At 60.5% G+C, this 15,915-nt stretch carries 20 protein-coding genes; 16 read left to right on the top strand and 4 right to left on the bottom strand.

Features of this window, described 5'->3' with window-relative positions; genetic code table 11:
- Positions 1–52: 52 nt before the first annotated feature.
- From EDF70_RS09250 to EDF70_RS09210, 9 genes are all read left to right on the top strand, one after another.
- Positions 53–298, top strand: a complete 246-nt coding sequence (locus tag EDF70_RS09250) for an AbrB/MazE/SpoVT family DNA-binding domain-containing protein (RefSeq protein WP_132273054.1) — start codon at positions 53–55, stop codon at positions 296–298.
- The gene (locus EDF70_RS09245; RefSeq protein ID WP_132273053.1) at positions 295–714 is read left to right on the top strand and encodes a type II toxin-antitoxin system VapC family toxin; all 420 of its coding nucleotides are present in this window, start codon (positions 295–297) and stop codon (positions 712–714) included. Before EDF70_RS09250 ends, EDF70_RS09245 begins: the two co-directional genes overlap by 4 nt.
- A complete protein-coding gene (locus EDF70_RS09240) occupies positions 711–1,193 on the top strand; it encodes a GFA family protein (RefSeq protein WP_132273052.1) in 483 nt (160 codons plus the stop codon). Before EDF70_RS09245 ends, EDF70_RS09240 begins: the two co-directional genes overlap by 4 nt.
- A complete protein-coding gene (locus tag EDF70_RS09235; protein WP_132273051.1) occupies positions 1,190–1,714 on the top strand; it encodes a GFA family protein in 525 nt (174 codons plus the stop codon). Before EDF70_RS09240 ends, EDF70_RS09235 begins: the two co-directional genes overlap by 4 nt.
- Positions 1,711–2,202 (top strand): GFA family protein, encoded by a 492-nt coding sequence (locus EDF70_RS09230; protein WP_132273050.1) that lies wholly within the window; start codon positions 1,711–1,713, stop codon positions 2,200–2,202. The genes EDF70_RS09235 and EDF70_RS09230 overlap by 4 nt, the downstream gene beginning before the upstream one ends.
- Complete coding sequence (gene pip, locus EDF70_RS09225) at positions 2,199–3,158, top strand: prolyl aminopeptidase (protein WP_132273049.1); 960 nt, start codon at positions 2,199–2,201, stop codon at positions 3,156–3,158. Before EDF70_RS09230 ends, pip begins: the two co-directional genes overlap by 4 nt.
- Before the next feature lie 224 nt (positions 3,159–3,382).
- On the top strand, positions 3,383–4,999 hold the full coding sequence (gene cimA / locus EDF70_RS09220; protein ID WP_132273709.1) for a citramalate synthase: 1,617 nt from the start codon (positions 3,383–3,385) through the stop codon (positions 4,997–4,999).
- A gap of 77 nt (positions 5,000–5,076) precedes the next feature.
- Complete coding sequence (locus EDF70_RS09215; protein WP_132273048.1) at positions 5,077–5,412, top strand: type II toxin-antitoxin system RelE/ParE family toxin; 336 nt, start codon at positions 5,077–5,079, stop codon at positions 5,410–5,412.
- Entirely contained in the window at positions 5,409–5,726 is a 318-nt protein-coding gene (locus EDF70_RS09210; RefSeq protein ID WP_132273047.1) for a helix-turn-helix transcriptional regulator, read from the top strand. The genes EDF70_RS09215 and EDF70_RS09210 overlap by 4 nt, the downstream gene beginning before the upstream one ends.
- Positions 5,727–5,732: 6 nt before the next feature.
- Here EDF70_RS09210 and rarD (EDF70_RS09205) read toward each other — a convergent pair whose 3' ends face one another.
- On the bottom strand, positions 5,733–6,644 hold the full coding sequence (gene rarD / locus EDF70_RS09205; protein WP_132273046.1) for an EamA family transporter RarD: 912 nt from the start codon (positions 6,642–6,644) through the stop codon (positions 5,733–5,735).
- Between the two features lie 105 nt (positions 6,645–6,749).
- Positions 6,750–7,622 (bottom strand): methyltransferase domain-containing protein, encoded by an 873-nt coding sequence (locus EDF70_RS09200; RefSeq protein WP_132273045.1) that lies wholly within the window; start codon positions 7,620–7,622, stop codon positions 6,750–6,752.
- Positions 7,623–7,763: 141 nt separating this feature from the next.
- On the opposite strand from EDF70_RS09200, the gene rarD (EDF70_RS09195) reads away from it, so the two are divergent.
- Together rarD (EDF70_RS09195) and EDF70_RS09190 are read left to right on the top strand one after the other, a co-directional pair.
- Complete coding sequence (gene rarD / locus EDF70_RS09195) at positions 7,764–8,714, top strand: EamA family transporter RarD (protein WP_132273044.1); 951 nt, start codon at positions 7,764–7,766, stop codon at positions 8,712–8,714.
- 14 nt (positions 8,715–8,728) lie between these two features.
- Positions 8,729–9,058, top strand: coding sequence for a DHCW motif cupin fold protein (locus tag EDF70_RS09190; RefSeq protein WP_132273043.1), 330 nt, complete (start codon positions 8,729–8,731; stop codon positions 9,056–9,058).
- 10 nt (positions 9,059–9,068) lie between these two features.
- Here the strand turns inward: EDF70_RS09190 and EDF70_RS09185 are convergent, their stop codons facing one another.
- The gene (locus tag EDF70_RS09185) at positions 9,069–9,704 is read right to left on the bottom strand and encodes a TIGR00730 family Rossman fold protein (RefSeq protein WP_245519104.1); all 636 of its coding nucleotides are present in this window, start codon (positions 9,702–9,704) and stop codon (positions 9,069–9,071) included.
- 138 nt (positions 9,705–9,842) lie between these two features.
- Between EDF70_RS09185 and EDF70_RS09180 the strand changes: the two genes are divergently transcribed.
- From EDF70_RS09180 to EDF70_RS09170, 4 genes are all read left to right on the top strand, one after another.
- Positions 9,843–11,591 carry an Ig-like domain-containing protein gene (locus EDF70_RS09180; RefSeq protein WP_132273041.1) on the top strand — a complete coding sequence of 583 codons (1,749 nt, stop codon included), beginning with the start codon at positions 9,843–9,845 and terminating at the stop codon, positions 11,589–11,591.
- A gap of 186 nt (positions 11,592–11,777) precedes the next feature.
- On the top strand, positions 11,778–13,667 hold the full coding sequence (locus EDF70_RS09175) for an ABC transporter ATP-binding protein/permease (RefSeq protein WP_132273040.1): 1,890 nt from the start codon (positions 11,778–11,780) through the stop codon (positions 13,665–13,667).
- A gap of 21 nt (positions 13,668–13,688) precedes the next feature.
- Positions 13,689–13,829 carry a hypothetical protein gene (locus EDF70_RS29960; RefSeq protein WP_153353174.1) on the top strand — a complete coding sequence of 47 codons (141 nt, stop codon included), beginning with the start codon at positions 13,689–13,691 and terminating at the stop codon, positions 13,827–13,829.
- 151 nt (positions 13,830–13,980) lie between these two features.
- Complete coding sequence (locus EDF70_RS09170; RefSeq protein WP_132273039.1) at positions 13,981–15,003, top strand: LLM class flavin-dependent oxidoreductase; 1,023 nt, start codon at positions 13,981–13,983, stop codon at positions 15,001–15,003.
- Positions 15,004–15,048: 45 nt separating this feature from the next.
- On the opposite strand, the gene EDF70_RS09165 is transcribed toward EDF70_RS09170, so the two are convergent.
- On the bottom strand, positions 15,049–15,342 hold the full coding sequence (locus EDF70_RS09165) for a hypothetical protein (RefSeq protein WP_132273038.1): 294 nt from the start codon (positions 15,340–15,342) through the stop codon (positions 15,049–15,051).
- A 136-nt stretch (positions 15,343–15,478) separates the two neighbouring features.
- Here EDF70_RS09165 and EDF70_RS09160 point away from each other — a divergent pair, with 136 nt between their 5' ends.
- On the top strand, positions 15,479–15,733 hold the full coding sequence (locus EDF70_RS09160; RefSeq protein ID WP_132273037.1) for a hypothetical protein: 255 nt from the start codon (positions 15,479–15,481) through the stop codon (positions 15,731–15,733).
- Positions 15,734–15,915: the final 182 nt, after the last annotated feature.

Raw genomic sequence — 15,915 nt, 5'->3', positions numbered from 1 at the left:
AGCCCAGGGGCGAGCCGCCCTATGCTGCAACCGAGACAGCGAGGAGGAAGGCATGGGTGCTGAACGTCACGTAAAATTCTTCCGCAATGGCGGCGCCCAAGCGGTCGTCATCCCGGCCGAATTCGAAATGGCCGGCGAGGAGGCCGTCATGCGCAAGGAGGGCGACCGGCTGGTGATCGAGCCGGTCACCGAGCCCAAGGGAAGCCTGATTGCGTGGTTGCGTTCGCAGCCGCCGTGGGAAGGTGATTTCCCTGAACTGGACATCGATGAGCCGCCGCCGCGCGATGTCGATCTATGAGCCGGTTCGTTCGCATGCTCGATACGAACATTCTTTCGGACGCGATCCGCAACCCCTTCGGTGCGGTTGCCGAGGCGATAGACAGCGCGGTCAACGATAGCCTTTGTGTCAGCGCCATCGTGGCATCGGAGTTGCGTTTTGGTGCGGCACGACGGGGATCGGATCGGCTCACCCATCTTGTCGAAAATTCCTTGGCGCGCATCGCCATCCTTGGCTACGACGATCGGGCCTCGCATCATTTCGCTGACATCCGTAGCGCGCTCGAAAAACGCGGCACGCCAATCGGCACCACCGACCTCTTCATCGCCGCCCACGCCCGTTCACTGGACCTCACCCTCGTCACCAACAATGTCCGCGAGTTTACCCGCGTCGATGGTTTGAAGATCGAGAATTGGCTGGAGGGATCCGCGTCATGACCATGCTCCACACCGGCGGCTGCCAATGCGGTGCCGTTCGATACCGGGCGGAAGGCGAGATCGGTTTTCCGCATGTCTGCCATTGCCGCATGTGCCAGAAGGCGGCGGGCAATTACTTCATGCCCCTTGGCGGCGTGATGCATGACAATTTCACCCTCACGCGTGGCGAGCCCACATGGTTCCAGTCTTCCGACACGGCGCGCCGCGGCTTTTGCGGCCGTTGCGGCACGCCATTGTTTTACGATGGAGGTAGCGATCATATCAGCATCACTCTCGGTTCGCTGGATGAACCGGAAAGCGTGAAACCGGCGCTGCAGACCAATCTCGCGCGAAAAATGCCGTGGTTCGGTGATCTGCATAGTCTCGATCACGACGGCAGTTTCGACATGTCACCGGAAGATGAAGCGGCGATTGACGCCAGCAGCCGGCAGCACCCCGATCGCGACACCGACCTCTGGCCGATGGAGAAAGGTAATTGACCTATCACGTCCATACCGGTGGCTGCCAATGCGGGGCGCTGCGTTTCCGCATCGACGGCAAGCCCAGCCAGTCCTCCATCTGTCACTGCCGCATGTGCCAGAAGGCGTTTGGCGCCTATTATGCGCCGCTGGTGTCCACCCGTGGTGCCACCTTCGTCTGGACACGCGGTGCGCCAAAATATTTCCAGTCGTCCAACCACGTGCAGCGCGGTTTTTGCGACAATTGCGGCACGCCGCTGACCTATGAGGCGATGGGCGGCATTGCCGTTTCCGCCGGTGCGCTGGATGATCCCTCCAGCCTGCCGCCCTCGATGCAATATGGCCTGGAAGGCAAGCTTCCCTTCGTCGAACACCTGCACGCCCTGCCCGGCCACCGCACGGAAGACGACATCGCCGACGCGCCGTTTCTGGCCGATCTCGTTTCCAACCAGCATCCCGATCACGACACAGAAGACTGGCAGCCAATCCCGGCCCGATCCGCCCCTGCAGCGGATGCCGGCAAGAAGGAGGACGATGCATGACTGAAACAACAGGAACAGACGCCGTGAAAACGGGCGGATGCCAATGCGGCGGCGTGCGCTTCAAAATCCACGGCGCTCTCGGCCGCGCCTCGATCTGCCATTGCCGCATGTGCCAAAAAGCCTTTGGCGGCTTTTTCGGACCGCTGGTTTCCGCGCCTGAAGGCGGCGTCGAATGGACCCGTGGCGAGCCAAAATATTTTCAGTCGTCCGTCAATATCGACCGGGGTTTTTGCGAAAACTGCGGCACGCCCTTGACCTATCGCACGCCGTCCAGCCTCGAGATTGCCATTGGCGCCTTCGACGAGCGCGACGATCTCGCACCGACCGTGCAGGTCAATCACGCTTTTCGCCTGCCCTGGGTGGAAACGATCTTTGAGGCGCCCATACACGGCGATGCCGGATATTACGCCCGTCAGGAGCAGATCATCTCCTTCCAACACCCCGACCACGACACCGAAAACTGGCCCGAAAGGGGACTGCACCTGTGACCGAAGTATTGCGCACGTTTTATCCCGAGATCGAACCTTATGAGAGCGGCCATCTCGATGTCGGCGATGGCCATGTGATCTATTGGGAACGCGTCGGCACCAAAGGCGCCAAGCCGGTCGTGTTCCTGCATGGTGGCCCCGGCGGCGGCTGCACGCCGGCACAACGCCGTCTGTTCGACCCGGCGCTTTACGACATCCTCCTGTTCGACCAGCGCGGTTGCGGCCGCTCGACACCGCATGCCGGCCTCGACGCCAACACGACATGGCATCTCGTTGCCGATATCGAGCGGCTGCGGCAACTGGCGGGCGTCGACAAGTGGCAGGTTTTTGGCGGCTCCTGGGGCTCGACGCTGGCGCTGGCCTATGCCGAAACCCATCCAGAGCGGGTGAGCGAGCTTGTTCTGCGCGGCATCTATACGCTGACCAAGGCGGAAATGGACTGGTATTACCAGTTCGGCGTCTCGGAAATGTTTCCCGACAAATGGGAGGCTTTTATCGCGCCCATTCCGGAAAACGAACGCCATGAAATGTTGGCCGCCTATCACCGCCGGCTGACCGGCACGGACAAGGCCGAGCAACTGACAGCCGCCAAGGCCTGGAGCACATGGGAAGGCTCGACCATCACGCTTCTGCCCGACGCAGCGCTGACGGCCGGCTTCGGCGAGGATTTTTTTGCCATCGCATTTGCGCGGCTGGAAACGCATTATTTCATGCATGCCGGCTGGCTTGAGGAAGGTCAGCTGTTGCGCGATGCCACCAAGCTTAAAGGCATTCCGGGCGCCATCGTGCATGGCCGCTACGACATGCCCTGCTCGCTGAAATATGCCTGGCAGTTGTCGAAGGTGTGGACCGATGCGGATTTCCACATTGTCGAGGGCGCAGGCCATGCGGTTTCGGAACCGGGCATTACCGACCAGTTGATCCGCGCGACCGACCGGTTCGCGGGGAAGGATTGAAGCGCATCCCGTAACCTTGTGGCAGCCCCTCATCCGGCTGCCGCCACCTTCTCCCCGTCAAACGGGGAGAAGGGATACGCCGCACCATGTCCGTCCCTCGCAACAAGGCACATGGGGCACGTCCCCTCTCCCCGCACGCGGGGAGAGGGTTAGGGTGGGGGGCAACCTTTGCCCCAAATGCCAATACATCTGCTCTGGGAGGAGCAACAATGACCCGCGCCCCGATCACCAGCGACCGCATCCACCTGTTCGACACCACCCTGCGTGACGGCCAGCAGACGCCCGGCGTCGATTTTTCCGTCGAGGACAAGATCGCGATTTCCGCCATGCTGGATGAATTCGGTTTCGATTACGTCGAAGGCGGATATCCCGGCGCCAACCCGACCGACACCGCCTTCTTTACAGAGAAGCGCACAACCAAGGCCAAATTCGTCGCCTTCGGCATGACCAAGCGCGCCGGCATTTCCGCCTCCAACGATCCCGGCCTCGCCACCCTGTTGCAGGCCAAGAGCGATGCCATCTGTTTCGTCGCCAAAAGCTGGGATTATCATGTCGCGGTGGCGCTCGGCTGTACCAACGAAGAGAATCTCTCCTCCATCCGCGACAGCGTCGAAGCCGCCAATGTGGTGGGCAAGGAACCGCTGGTCGATTGCGAGCATTTTTTCGACGGCTACAAGGCCAACCCGGACTATGCGCTGGCCTGCGCCCGCACCGCCTACGATGCCGGCGCACGCTGGATCGTGCTCTGCGATACCAATGGCGGCACGCAGCCGAACGAGGTGCGCGACATCGTTGCCGCCGTCATCGCGTCGGGCATTCCGGGCGCCTCGCTCGGCATCCATGCCCATGACGATACCGGTCAGGCCGTCGCCAATTCGCTGGCCGCCGTCGAGGCCGGCTGTCGCCAAGTACAGGGCACGCTGAACGGTATCGGCGAGCGTTGCGGCAATGCCAACCTGATCACCCTGATCGCCACGCTCTGTCTCAAGGAGGCCTATGCCTCCCGCTTTGAAACCGCCATCGACCCGGAGCGCCTGTCCGGCCTGACGCATCTGTCGCACTCCTTCGACGAGCTTCTGAACCGCTCACCCAATCATCAGGCGCCTTATGTCGGCGCCTCGGCCTTTGCCACCAAGGCCGGCATCCATGCATCGGCGCTTTTGAAAGATCCACGCACCTACGAACACGTGCCGCCGGAAAGTGTGGGCAATTTCCGCAAGGTCATGGTGTCGGATCAGGGCGGAAAATCGAACTTTCTCAATGCGCTGAAGCGGCGCGGCATCACGGTCGCCAAAGACGATGCAAAGCTCGACCAGCTGATCTCGATCGTCAAGGAACGCGAGGCATCGGGTTATGCCTATGAAGGCGCAGACGCCAGTTTCGAGCTTCTGGCGCGGCGCACGCTCGGCACCATTCCGGAGTTCTTTGCCGTCGATGGTTTTCGCGTGATGGTCGAGCGCCGCTTCGACAGTTTTGGGCGGGTAAAAACCGTGTCCGAAGCGGTGGTGAAACTCGTCATCGACGGCGAACCGCATATGTCGGTGGCGGAAGGCGACGGCCCGGTCAACGCGCTCGACCTTGCACTACGAAAAGACTTTGGCAAATACCAGAACGAGATCGACGACCTCGTGCTTGCCGATTTCAAGGTGCGCATCCTCAACGGTGGCACCGAGGCGATCACCCGCGTGCTGATCGAATCCACCGATGGCAGCGGCGTACGCTGGTGGACGGTCGGCGTCTCGGAAAACATCATCGACGCCTCGTTCCAGGCGCTGATGGATTCGGTGATCTACAAGCTGATGAAGAACCGCGAACTGGCGGGGAGGATCGCGGCGGAGTGATCTGGTCAGCAATTGATGTCTCGGACAACGATGACTTTTCTCTTGTCAAAAGTTTGTCAGATATGACAACATGAAGCATGAGGGAGATCGCGTGGATCAAGGCGGCGCTGAAGGACTTCGGGAGATTTCCCGAAGACGTTCAGGATCGCATCAAAGATGCTCTCACAATCGCCAGCATGGGTCAGAAGGCAGACATAGCAAAACCGATGAAAGGCTTGGGTTCAGGCGTCTTCGAAATTGCCCTGCCTTATCGCAGCGACGCCTACCGTACGATTTATGCCGTACAACTTGGCGACGCGATCTGGGTGGTACATGCTTTTCAAAAGAAATCGACCGCGGGCATAGCAACCCCTCACAAAGAGGTGGAACTGACCAAGGCCCGGCTGAAACGACTAGAGGAGATGCTGCGATGACCGATGACGATTTCGAAATCGTTCGAGGCAGCGGCAATATTTATGCCGATCTGGGTGACCCCGATGCCGACACGAAACTGATGAAGGCGCAGCTTGCTTCGGAAATCATTGCAACGCTTGACCGGCGAAAGCTGACAGTGCGGGAGGGTGAGAAGCTTACCGGTGTCACTGCTGCCGATCTTTCGCGCATACGCAACGCCGATCTTGGCCGGTTCACCATAGACCGACTGGTGCGCGTTTTGAACGCCCTCGACCGGCGCGTCACGCTCAAGGTCGGCAAGACGCTGCGATCGGGCCGCACGGCGGCGGCCTGATGCCCCTCACCGCCCCCGCGACGCCTTCAGCATGCCGTAGGAATACACCGCCAGTGCCGACCAGATGAAGACGAAGGCCACAAGTTTTACCGTGCTGAGCGGTTCCTTGAAGGCAAAGATGGCGATCAGGAAAATCAGCGTGGGGGCGATATACTGCATGATGCCGATGGTCGACAGGCGCAAGAGCTTGGCACCGTTGGCATAGATCATCAACGGTCCGGCGGTGATCGGGCCGGCCAGCATCAGGATGAACGTGTCATAGCTGGTGCCGTTGAAGAGATGGCCCTGCCCCGTCCATTCGAGATAGATGATGTAGGGCAGGAACGGGATGCTGATCAGCAGCACTTCCAGAAAGAAGCCCTGGTTGGGGCCGATCGGCAGTGTCTTACGAAACAGCGCATAACAGCCCCAGGTGAAGGCAAGCCCGAGCGAGACCCATGGCAGGCCGCCGGCTCCGACGGTCAGGATCACCACACCGACGCCGGCAAGGCAGATGGCGGCGAGCTGCGTACGGCTCAGTTTTTCACGCAGCACCACGGCCGCCAGAAAGAAACTGAAAAGCGGATTGATGAAATAACCGAGAGCGCCTTCCAGCGCATGCCCGGCGGCGATCGCCCAGACATAAATGCCCCAGTTGACGGTGATGAAGGCGGCGGTGACACAGGCCATGCCCAGCATGCTCGGCGTGCGGATCGCTACCTTGAGTTCGTCGGTACGCTTGAGAATGAGCAGGACGGCGCCCGCCACCGGCACGGACCAGATCGCCCGGTGCGCCAGCACTTCCAGCGGCGGCAGATGTGACACGGCCTTGAGATAGAAGGGCAGAAAACCCCACATCAGATAAGCTGTCAGCGCAAAGGCAAAACCGCGCGGCGTGTCTTCGTTCTTGGCCTGCGGAGCGATGCTCTCGGTTGCCATCAGCTGATCCTCCCTGCTGGATGAGCGGCTTCTAGACCTCAATTGAGCAACCTGCCAATTCATTCGGTTGAAGCTTACATTCAGCACGGTCATGGATGCAGGCGTTTACGCCTCGTCGAAAGACAGACCCCAGCCTTCCTCGCCGTACCATTCTTCACCGGTGGGCGGCGTGCGCCAGCGAAAACTGCGCACGCGCGACAGGCCGCGGTTCTTGAAAGCCTCGGCAAGAGCGGCGTGACGCCCTTCCGGTGCCGGCTCCTGCCCTTCGGCCCAGATGAAGGACACCGGCGCCAGAAAACGGGCGCCAAAACCGCGTGGCCGCCGGTCGATCATCAGGAATGCGGCCCAACGGCTGAACGACCGGCTCGCATCGACCACAGGGACGCCGAACGGAAACAGCAGCCTGCCGCCAGTGGCAAGATTGTCGATCCACGGCGCCGGCGGATGATCGAGTGCGAAATTGGCGTAGATCACATCCGCCTCGTCACCGGTCGACACCCATTGCAGCGCATCGCCGTGAATGACCACGGCATTCTCATAGCCGGCAAGCGCCTTATCCGCCCGCTCGACAAGTGCTCCGTCATATTCCACACCGATGACCTTGCCGGACGGCCCGACGAGTTCGGCGATGATCGCCGTGTAATAACCGGTGCCGGCGCCCAGATGCACCACGGTCTCACCCTCGCGGATGCCGAGACGGTGCAGGGCATTGGCGTGAAGGGACGGCATGCCGTTGTTGACGTAGCGATCGGCATTCAGGCTGACCAGCATGTCCTGATAGAGAATGACAGGATCACTCGAAGCCAGTTCCTTGTATTGGTTGAAATCGCTGAACAGCCATGGCGGCAAACCGACGAAATTTTCGCGCCGGACGGTGGCAAAGGCCTTTTCCAGCCGAGCATCCTGAGACACCCCGGCCTTGGCGAGGATCTGGCGGGCATAAATTTCTCGGTGAACGGCATCATCCTGATTGCTCATGCGGCACCTCCACCCATGTCTGGTTGTTACAACTGAGCGCAACAGCCCGACAAAATCAATGGGATATCATCGAAATGCATTGGCAGATGATGTTTGCCAAAGATAGAGAGGATGAGTGCCTCAACCCATCGGATACATTCCATGCCCAGCCCTGCAGCCACGCCCATCGCCGCTGAACCGACGGGAGCGGCGCTCGTTTCGTCTGCCGTATCGGCGAAGGACGGTCGCAAGGGATTTGTCCTGGCACTCATCGTCTATCTGATGTGGGGTTTCATGCCCTTCTACATGAAGGCGCTGGCGCATATCTCGCCATTGGAATTTCTGGCGCATCGGGTTGTCTGGTCGGTGCCGATTGCCGGCGTCGTTCTTCTCTGTCTGGGCCGCACGCGTGATGTGGTGGAGGCGCTGCGCTCGCCAAAAACGCTGATGATGGCGAGCATTACCGCCGTGCTGATCTCCATCAATGCCGGCACCTATATCTGGGCCGTCAGCAATAACCGTGCGCTGGAAGGCGCACTCGGCTATTTCATCAATCCGCTGTTCAGCATCCTGCTCGGCGCCTTCTTTCTGAAGGAGAAGCTGGCACCGGCGCAGATGCTTGCGGTCGTACTGGCGGCGATCGCGGTTGCCATCCTGACATGGGATGCCGGCAGCCTGCCGCTGGTGGCGCTGACCCTGACGCTCAGCTGGGGGCTTTACGGCTTCTTTCGCAAGACGCTGCCGATCGGCCCCAATCAGGGTTTCTTTCTGGAAGCGCTGCTTCTGTCCATCCCGGCCCTGCCCTATCTGATCTATCTCGAAAGCACCGGTCAGGGGCATTTCCTGCAGACGGGCGCAAGCAATACCCTGCTTCTGATCGGCACCGGCTTCATCACTGCCATTCCGCTGATGACCTTTGCCACCGGCGCCAAGCTGCTGCGCCTTTCGACCATCGGCATCATGCAATACATCACGCCGACCATCGTGTTCCTGATCGCGGTCTTTGCCTTCGGCGAGCCGCTGAGCGGTACAAAGCTGATTGCCTTCCTGTTCATCTGGTCGGCGTTGATCGTCTACACACTTGCCATGCTGCGCCCGCTGGGCCAGCGCTGAACCGAGGATATTTCATGCAGATCAACGATATTCCCTTCGGCACCACCGACTGGTCGCAGATCGATCCGACCGAACACAAGGGCGATACCGGCCATTCCACCTGGCGCACCTGCCATTTCGGCCCGATCCGGGTGCGCATGGTGGAGCATTCGCCGGGTTATCTCGCCGATCACTGGTGCGAGAAAGGCCACATCCTCTTGTGCCTCGAAGGCGAAATGACCACCGAACTCGCCGATGGCCGCGTGTTCGTGCTCAAACCCGGCATGAGCTATCAGGTGGCCGACAATGCCGAACCCCACCGCACCTCGACCGAGATCGGCGCCAAGCTTTTCATCGTTGATTGAGGTATTGATCTCAAAGCTTTGAGATCACATCCTTTTTCCCATCGGACGTGCCCTTTTCCTCAGCGCGTTCGAGAATGGCGGGCACGATCTGCTCGACATCGGAAATGACGAGCGGCTGCACCAGATGGGCACGGTGGATAAAACCCTGGTCGCGCATGTGGCTGACGAGATCGAGCATCGGTTTCCAGAAACCGCCGATATCGGCAAACACCATCGGCTTTTCATGACGGCCGAGCTGCGCCCAGGTCATGATCTCGACGATCTCCTCCAGCGTGCCGATGCCGCCCGGCAAGGTCACGAACGCATCCGAGCGCTCGAACATCTTGTGTTTGCGCTCATGCATGTCCTTGGTGACGATCAGTTCGTCCAATTGTCCGAGCGAATGGCGGGTTGCCTCCATATCGACAAGAAATTCGGGAATTATTCCCGTCACCTGGCCACCGTTGGACAAGACACCCGCTGCAACCGCCCCCATGATGCCCTTGGTGCCGCCACCATAAACGAGGCGCAGACCATGGGCCGCAATGGATTTTCCGAGCGCGCGGCCTGCTGCAAGATAGGCAGGATCACGACCGGGCTGGGAACCGCAATAGACGCAGATGGACTGGATGGGCACGCTTTTCTCCGTTTGGCATTCCGTATTCACGCGTTCGCGACGCACAAACGTCAAAAGTGACCGGAAAGAACTGTAAGAGCAAGGCTGAAATCCTTGAAAAGCTTGTGAAGGTTGCATGAACCGGCTATTTCCCTAGTGTGCGGCGGACGTTCCGTCGGGAGAGAACTGATGTTGAAAAATCCTGCCGGCTTGCTGGCTCTCGGTGTTCTTGCCATTGCCACCATCGTAATGGTGTTCTTCGTCATGCCCCGCATTTCCGCCGACAAGCAACCGCTTGGCGCAGCGATTAACGAGGCAGGCAAACAGGTCGAGCAGGCAGTTGCCGAAGGCGGCAAGGCCGCTCAGGAACTTGTCGACCAGACGAAACCGCAGGAACAGCCCGCCCCGGCACAGACGGCGCAGGCACCGGCTGCCGCTTCCACGGCACCGGCTGCGACCGCCGCTCCGACCGTCGCCGGCAATGTCCCGACCTTCGACGTGTTGCGTGTCGAGCCCGACGGCTCCACCGTGATCGCCGGCCGCGCCGAACCGGGCACCACGCTCGAAGTGGCCGATAAAAATTCCGTACTCGCCAAGGCCGATGTCGCATCGGGTGGAGAGTTCGCTGCCATTCTCGACAAGCCGCTGCCGCCGGGCGACCATGAACTGGTTCTCAAGGTCACCGGCAAGGATGGCAAGACCGTCGTGTCCGAAGAAGTCGCCACGATTTCGGTTCCCGCCGTCAAGGGCGGCGAACTGCTCGCCATGGTCACCAAGCCGGGCGAAGCCAGCCGTCTGATCGCCACGCCGGCAACCGGCGGCGACAAGGCTGCCAAGACCGAACGGGTTGTTCTGCCGGTTGAAACCAAGACGCCTGAAACGACAAGCAAATCGGCAGCTCCCGAAGTTGCAACCGCAACACCCAATGCCGGTGGCACCGCGACCAAGGCCGATGGCGCCGGTCAGAAGCCGGACATTCAGGTGACCGCCGTCGAGATCGAGGGCGACCGCCTGTTCGTCGCCGGCATCGCCAAGCCACAGGCAAAACTGCGCGGTTATGCCGACGATGCCGTGATCGGCAACGCACAGGCTGCGGCCAACGGCCATTTCGTCATCGAGGGCAAACTGCCGCTTTCGGTTGGTGATCACCGCATCGCCGTCGATCAGATCGGCCCGGATGGCAAGGCGCTTTTGCGCGTCGCCGTTCCGTTCAACCGTCCTGCCGGTGATCAGGTCGCAGCCGTCGCCAGCCCGGCGATCTCGTCTGCCACCACCACACTGACGCCGATCGACGGTGGCGCATTCGACCGCCTGCGCAATCAGGTGGCGCGTGCCCACGAAATCCTGACAGGCCTCTACGCCAATGGTGCGACACCGACTGCCGAACAGCTGGCCGCTGCCCGCTCGGCCACCAGCATCGCGCTGAAGTCGCTGACGGAATATCGCCTGCCGGCCGATGCCAGTGCCGAAGCCCGTCGCATTGCAGAGATGACGATGGCCCAGGCCACTGCCGCGCTGAAAGCACTTGAAGCCCTGCCGCGCGATGTTGCCGATTTCGGCAAGGGCCTTGGCGAGATCCACATGATCATCGCCAGCGCAATCGGCCCTGTTGTCGATACACCGCCGAGCCAGCAGGCCACAGCGCCGGCCGAAGTGGCCGCCTCCACGCCTTCCAGCGAGGCACGTACGATCGAGCAGGCGCCGCTGACCAAGAGCGACAATGCATCGGTGATCATCCGCCGTGGCGATACGCTGTGGCAGATTTCCCGCCGCGTTTACGGTCAGGGCGTGCGCTACACGACGATCTACCTCGCCAACGAGGACCAGATCACCAACCCGGACCTGATCCAGCCCGGCCAGGTCTTTGGCGTGCCCGACAAGGCCCGCCCGGATGCCGAGGAACTGCACCGCAAGCGGCTGCAGCAGGAAAAATCCTGATAATCGCACCGGACTGACATCACATCCCCGCCTCCGTGGCGGGGATTTTTGTTTGTCTCGCAGTCGGTGGCGGATCGGCACCAGATGCCAAGTTTCACGCGGCTGTCATTGCATCCACCGGCCAACACGCCTATGTCGCGGACACAAGCGCTTCAGCGCCCCTTGTCTCCCAGGGACCAGCATTTCATGGCATCGAAGAAAAAGACCGTTTCGGCGGATAGCGGCAATCCGCTCGGCACACTCGTCAACCTTTGGCCCTACATGTGGCCGCAAGGTCGTGCCGACCTGAAGGCGCGTGTGCTGTGGGCGACCTTCTATCTGTTTCTGGCAAAGATTATTCTTCTGTCTGTGCCCTATTTCTTCAAATGGGCAACGGATGCGCTGAACGGCAAGCTCGACATGGTCGGTATCCTGCCCGCCTTCCTGCTCGGTGCGGTCGTTCTCGTCATCCTCTACAACTTCACCCGCCTCTTGCAGGTGGGCCTCAACCAGCTGCGCGACGCGCTGTTTGCCTCGGTCGGACAGCATGCGGTGCGCCAGCTCGCCTACAAGACGTTCGTGCACATGCACCAGCTGTCGCTGCGCTTCCATCTGGAGCGCAAGACCGGCGGCCTGTCGCGCATCATCGAACGCGGCACCAAGGGCATCGAAACGATCGTCCGTTTCACCATTCTCAACTCGGTGCCGACGCTGCTCGAGTTCGTACTGACGGCGATCATCTTCTGGGCCGCTTACGGCTTCTCCTACGTGGTCGTCACCGCCGTCACCGTCTCGGCCTATATCTGGTTCACCATCAAGGCCAGCGACTGGCGCATCGCCATCCGCCGTTCGATGAATGACAGCGACACCGAGGCCAATACCAAGGCGATCGATTCGCTCTTGAACTTCGAAACCGTCAAATATTTCGGCAACGAGGACATGGAAGCCAGGCGCTTCGATGCCTCGATGGCCAAGTATGAAAAATCGGCGACCGAAGTCTGGACCTCGCTCGGCTGGCTGAACTTTGGCCAGGGCGTCATTTTCGGCATCGGCCAGACTGTGATGATGGTGATGTCGGCAATGGCCGTGCAGCGCGGCGAACAGACGATCGGCGATTTCGTCTTCGTCAATGCGCTGCTGATGCAGCTGTCCATCCCGCTTAACTTCATCGGCTTCGTCTACCGCGAAATCCGCCAGGGCCTGACCGATATCGAGCAGATGTTCGACCTTCTCGAAGTCGAAGCCGAAGTGGTCGACTGTCCCGGCGCCAAGCCGCTGGCGGCGGGACCGGGCGCCATCGCTTTCAACAACGTGCACTTTGCCTACGATCCCGAACGGCCGATCCTCAAGGGCGTGTCCTTCGAAGTGCCGGCCGGCAAGACGGTGGCGATCGTCGGCCCGTCGGGCGCCGGAAAATCCACCATTTCCCGCCTGCTCTACCGCTTTTATGACGTGCAGGACGGGTCGGTAACGATCGACGGACAGGATGTGCGCGAGGTCACGCAAAAATCGCTGCGCTCGGTGATCGGCATGGTGCCGCAGGATACGGTCCTGTTCAACGATACGATCGCCTACAATATCCGTTACGGCCGCCCCGCCGCTTCCGACGAAGAGGTGAAGGCTGCATCCGACATCGCCCAGATCGGCACGTTCATCACCCACCTGCCGGAAGGTTTCGAGACCAAGGTCGGCGAGCGTGGCCTGAAACTTTCGGGTGGCGAAAAGCAGCGCGTTGCGATTGCCCGTACCGTGTTGAAAGGCCCGCCGATCCTCATTCTCGACGAGGCAACGTCTGCGCTCGACACAACGACCGAACACGAGATCCAGTCGGCGCTCGACGTGGTTTCGAAAAACCGCACGACGCTGGTGATCGCGCATCGCCTGTCGACCGTCATCAATGCCGACGAGATCATCGTGCTGCGTGCCGGCGAGATCGCCGAGCGCGGCACCCATTCGGCACTGATCGCCGCCGGCGGGCTTTACGCGTCGATGTGGAGCCGCCAGCGCGAGGCAACGCAGGCGGAAGAACATCTGCGCCAGGTGCGCGAAAAAGACGATCTCGGAGTCGTCATCCGCGGCAAGCCGGCTGGCGAATAAATTCTGGAGATGGGGAAAGACATGAAACGCAACAGAAAAACCCGCCTGATCGTGCTCGGCGCCGTCGGCATCGTTTACGCACTGGTGCTGATCTTCTGGGGTTCGCCGCTTCTGGCCTTTACCACCTGGATGGGCTGGGTCGATCCGCAAGCGGCACGCTGACGACGCACTGTTCACCGGTAGACGGCTGTGAATGTCTGGGGCCGCATGCCATCTGTGTCTCAACGTTCAAATGATGTGCTGCATCGGTGTGTTTGGATTTGAGGGCGCTAACCCGACCAATCCGCCATGTATGCCAACATAAGGCAAAGTCATGAAAAAGATCGGCTTTCTCTCCTTCGGCCACTGGTCTCCCTCGCCGCAATCCGGCACACGTTCGGCCGGTGATGCGCTGCTGCAATCGATCGATCTTGCGGTCGCGGCCGAAGAACTCGGTGCGGATGGCGCCTATTTCCGCGTCCACCATTTTGCCCGCCAGCTTGCCGCCCCCTTCCCGCTTCTGGCCGCTGTCGGCGCGCGGACGAAAAAGATCGAGATCGGCACCGGCGTCATCGACATGCGGTATGAAAACCCGCTCTACATGGCGGAAGACGCAGCCTCTGCCGACCTGATCTCCGGTGGCCGCCTGCAGCTCGGCATCAGCCGCGGTTCGCCGGAACAGGTGATCGATGGCTGGCGTTATTTCGGCTACCAGCCGGGCGAAGGCGAAAACGAAGCCGACATGGCCCGCCGCAACACCGAAATCCTGCTGGAAGTGTTGAAGGGCAACGGTTTTGCACAGCCCAACCCACGGCCGATGTTCCCCAACCCGCCCGGCATGCTGCGCCTCGAGCCGCATTCCGAAGGTCTGCGTGATCGCATCTGGTGGGGCGCCGGTTCGAATGCCACCGCACAATGGGCGGCAAAGCTCGGCATGAACCTGCAGAGCTCGACACTGAAGGACGACGAAACCGGCGAGGCTTTTCACATCCAGCAGGCCAAGCAGATCCGCGCCTATCGCGAGGCATGGAAGGAAGCCGGACACACGCACACTCCGCGGGTCTCGGTCAGCCGCAGCATTTTCGCGCTGGTGGATGATCGCGACCGTGCCTATTTCGGCAATGGGGCTAAGGAAGACGATTCGATCGGCTTCCTCGACGAAAAGACCCGCGCCATTTTTGGCCGCTCCTATGCCGGCGAGCCGGACAAGCTGGTCGAGGAGTTGAAAAAGGACGAGGCGATTGCCGAGGCCGATACGCTGCTCCTGACTGTGCCGAACCAGTTGGGCGTCGACTACAACGCCCATGTGATCGAGGCGATCTTGAAGCACGTGGCACCGGCCATGGGCTGGCGGTAAGATCTTAACCCTCAGTTCCGGCCTGGGATTAGACTTGGGCCGGGATCATTTTCCCGGATCGTTACCACGCTCCATCCTGTCGAAAACGAGTGGGGCGCTGGCCCCGAGCACGAAGGCGTTGTAGGCGTTGACCGCCTCAAGCATCACCGGCAGTGTGCCGGCGGCAAAAGCCATGGCGGTTCTTAGGAGCAGATAAGGCACGCTCCTGTAGCGCCTGGGGATTTTCCCCTCCGCCTTGCCCGTCGCGACGGCCACGGCACTGATCTCGACACAAAAGCTTCCCATCACACCGAGCCAATAGGGTCCGACCTCGCCAACCAGCGGAAAAACTGCAGCCATGGCTTAGCGGGCTCTGCCGCCGGAACCAGATCCGGAGCTGTCGCCCAAACGGAAATAGCGGGTATAGGGAGCAAGTTTTGCCGAAAGACGGTCCGCCAAATCACGGCGATGCGTAATGCGAAGGACCGTCAGAAAAATGTTCGTGGCGGCGAAAAAAGCGAATATGCCGACAAGCAATGAAAATGCGATTCTGGCAGCAACGTCTTCCATTATCCGCTCCCTCAGGCAAAAGCCGGATGTAAACATGGCGGCAGCAGCGACCGCCGTCAAACGCTATGGTTGCAACATCCAGATTTACGTTATTACGCGCTTGTCAGCCCGAAATCACATCGCCGCGCTGCAATTCATCTTTACCACAATTGCGCATGCACGGCGCAATCATCCGGGCTAGAAACGGTGAAAGTATAAAACTCAGCACCAACACGGCCAAATGAGATATTTGGCGTGTTCGGTGAGCTCCTGAACGGTCAGCACGATAATGATGCCGCCCCCCGAAAAGAACGGTATTGACCGTCATACCGCACATGATCGTCAGCCAGATGCCGTGCAATCGAGCTCTATCAACAAGGTGAT

The sequence above is a fragment of the Neorhizobium sp. JUb45 genome (genome assembly GCF_004343585.1).
Classification (GTDB): Bacteria; Pseudomonadota; Alphaproteobacteria; order Rhizobiales; family Rhizobiaceae; genus Neorhizobium.
Note: the sequence above shows the minus strand (reverse complement) of the source record. Positions and strands in the feature narration are given on the sequence as shown.

What these genes read in the sequence shown, in the direction of transcription:
- EDF70_RS09230 (WP_132273050.1), top strand. Translation starts at nt 1,711, where the DNA reads ATGACTGAAACAACAGGAACAGACGCCGTGAAAACGGGCGGATGCCAA.
- EDF70_RS09190 (WP_132273043.1), top strand. Translation starts at nt 8,729, where the DNA reads ATGCAGATCAACGATATTCCCTTCGGCACCACCGACTGGTCGCAGATC.
- EDF70_RS29960 (WP_153353174.1), top strand. Translation starts at nt 13,689, where the DNA reads ATGAAACGCAACAGAAAAACCCGCCTGATCGTGCTCGGCGCCGTCGGC.
- EDF70_RS09210 (WP_132273047.1), top strand. Translation starts at nt 5,409, where the DNA reads ATGACCGATGACGATTTCGAAATCGTTCGAGGCAGCGGCAATATTTAT.
- EDF70_RS09250 (WP_132273054.1), top strand. Translation starts at nt 53, where the DNA reads ATGGGTGCTGAACGTCACGTAAAATTCTTCCGCAATGGCGGCGCCCAA.
- EDF70_RS09160 (WP_132273037.1), top strand. Translation starts at nt 15,479, where the DNA reads ATGTTCGTGGCGGCGAAAAAAGCGAATATGCCGACAAGCAATGAAAAT.
- rarD (WP_132273044.1), top strand. Translation starts at nt 7,764, where the DNA reads ATGCCCAGCCCTGCAGCCACGCCCATCGCCGCTGAACCGACGGGAGCG.
- EDF70_RS09180 (WP_132273041.1), top strand. Translation starts at nt 9,843, where the DNA reads ATGTTGAAAAATCCTGCCGGCTTGCTGGCTCTCGGTGTTCTTGCCATT.
- EDF70_RS09200 (WP_132273045.1), bottom strand. Translation starts at nt 7,622, where the DNA reads ATGAGCAATCAGGATGATGCCGTTCACCGAGAAATTTATGCCCGCCAG.
- EDF70_RS09170 (WP_132273039.1), top strand. Translation starts at nt 13,981, where the DNA reads ATGAAAAAGATCGGCTTTCTCTCCTTCGGCCACTGGTCTCCCTCGCCG.
- EDF70_RS09240 (WP_132273052.1), top strand. Translation starts at nt 711, where the DNA reads ATGACCATGCTCCACACCGGCGGCTGCCAATGCGGTGCCGTTCGATAC.
- EDF70_RS09215 (WP_132273048.1), top strand. Translation starts at nt 5,077, where the DNA reads ATGAGGGAGATCGCGTGGATCAAGGCGGCGCTGAAGGACTTCGGGAGA.
- EDF70_RS09165 (WP_132273038.1), bottom strand. Translation starts at nt 15,342, where the DNA reads ATGGCTGCAGTTTTTCCGCTGGTTGGCGAGGTCGGACCCTATTGGCTC.
- EDF70_RS09175 (WP_132273040.1), top strand. Translation starts at nt 11,778, where the DNA reads ATGGCATCGAAGAAAAAGACCGTTTCGGCGGATAGCGGCAATCCGCTC.
- EDF70_RS09245 (WP_132273053.1), top strand. Translation starts at nt 295, where the DNA reads ATGAGCCGGTTCGTTCGCATGCTCGATACGAACATTCTTTCGGACGCG.
- rarD (WP_132273046.1), bottom strand. Translation starts at nt 6,644, where the DNA reads ATGGCAACCGAGAGCATCGCTCCGCAGGCCAAGAACGAAGACACGCCG.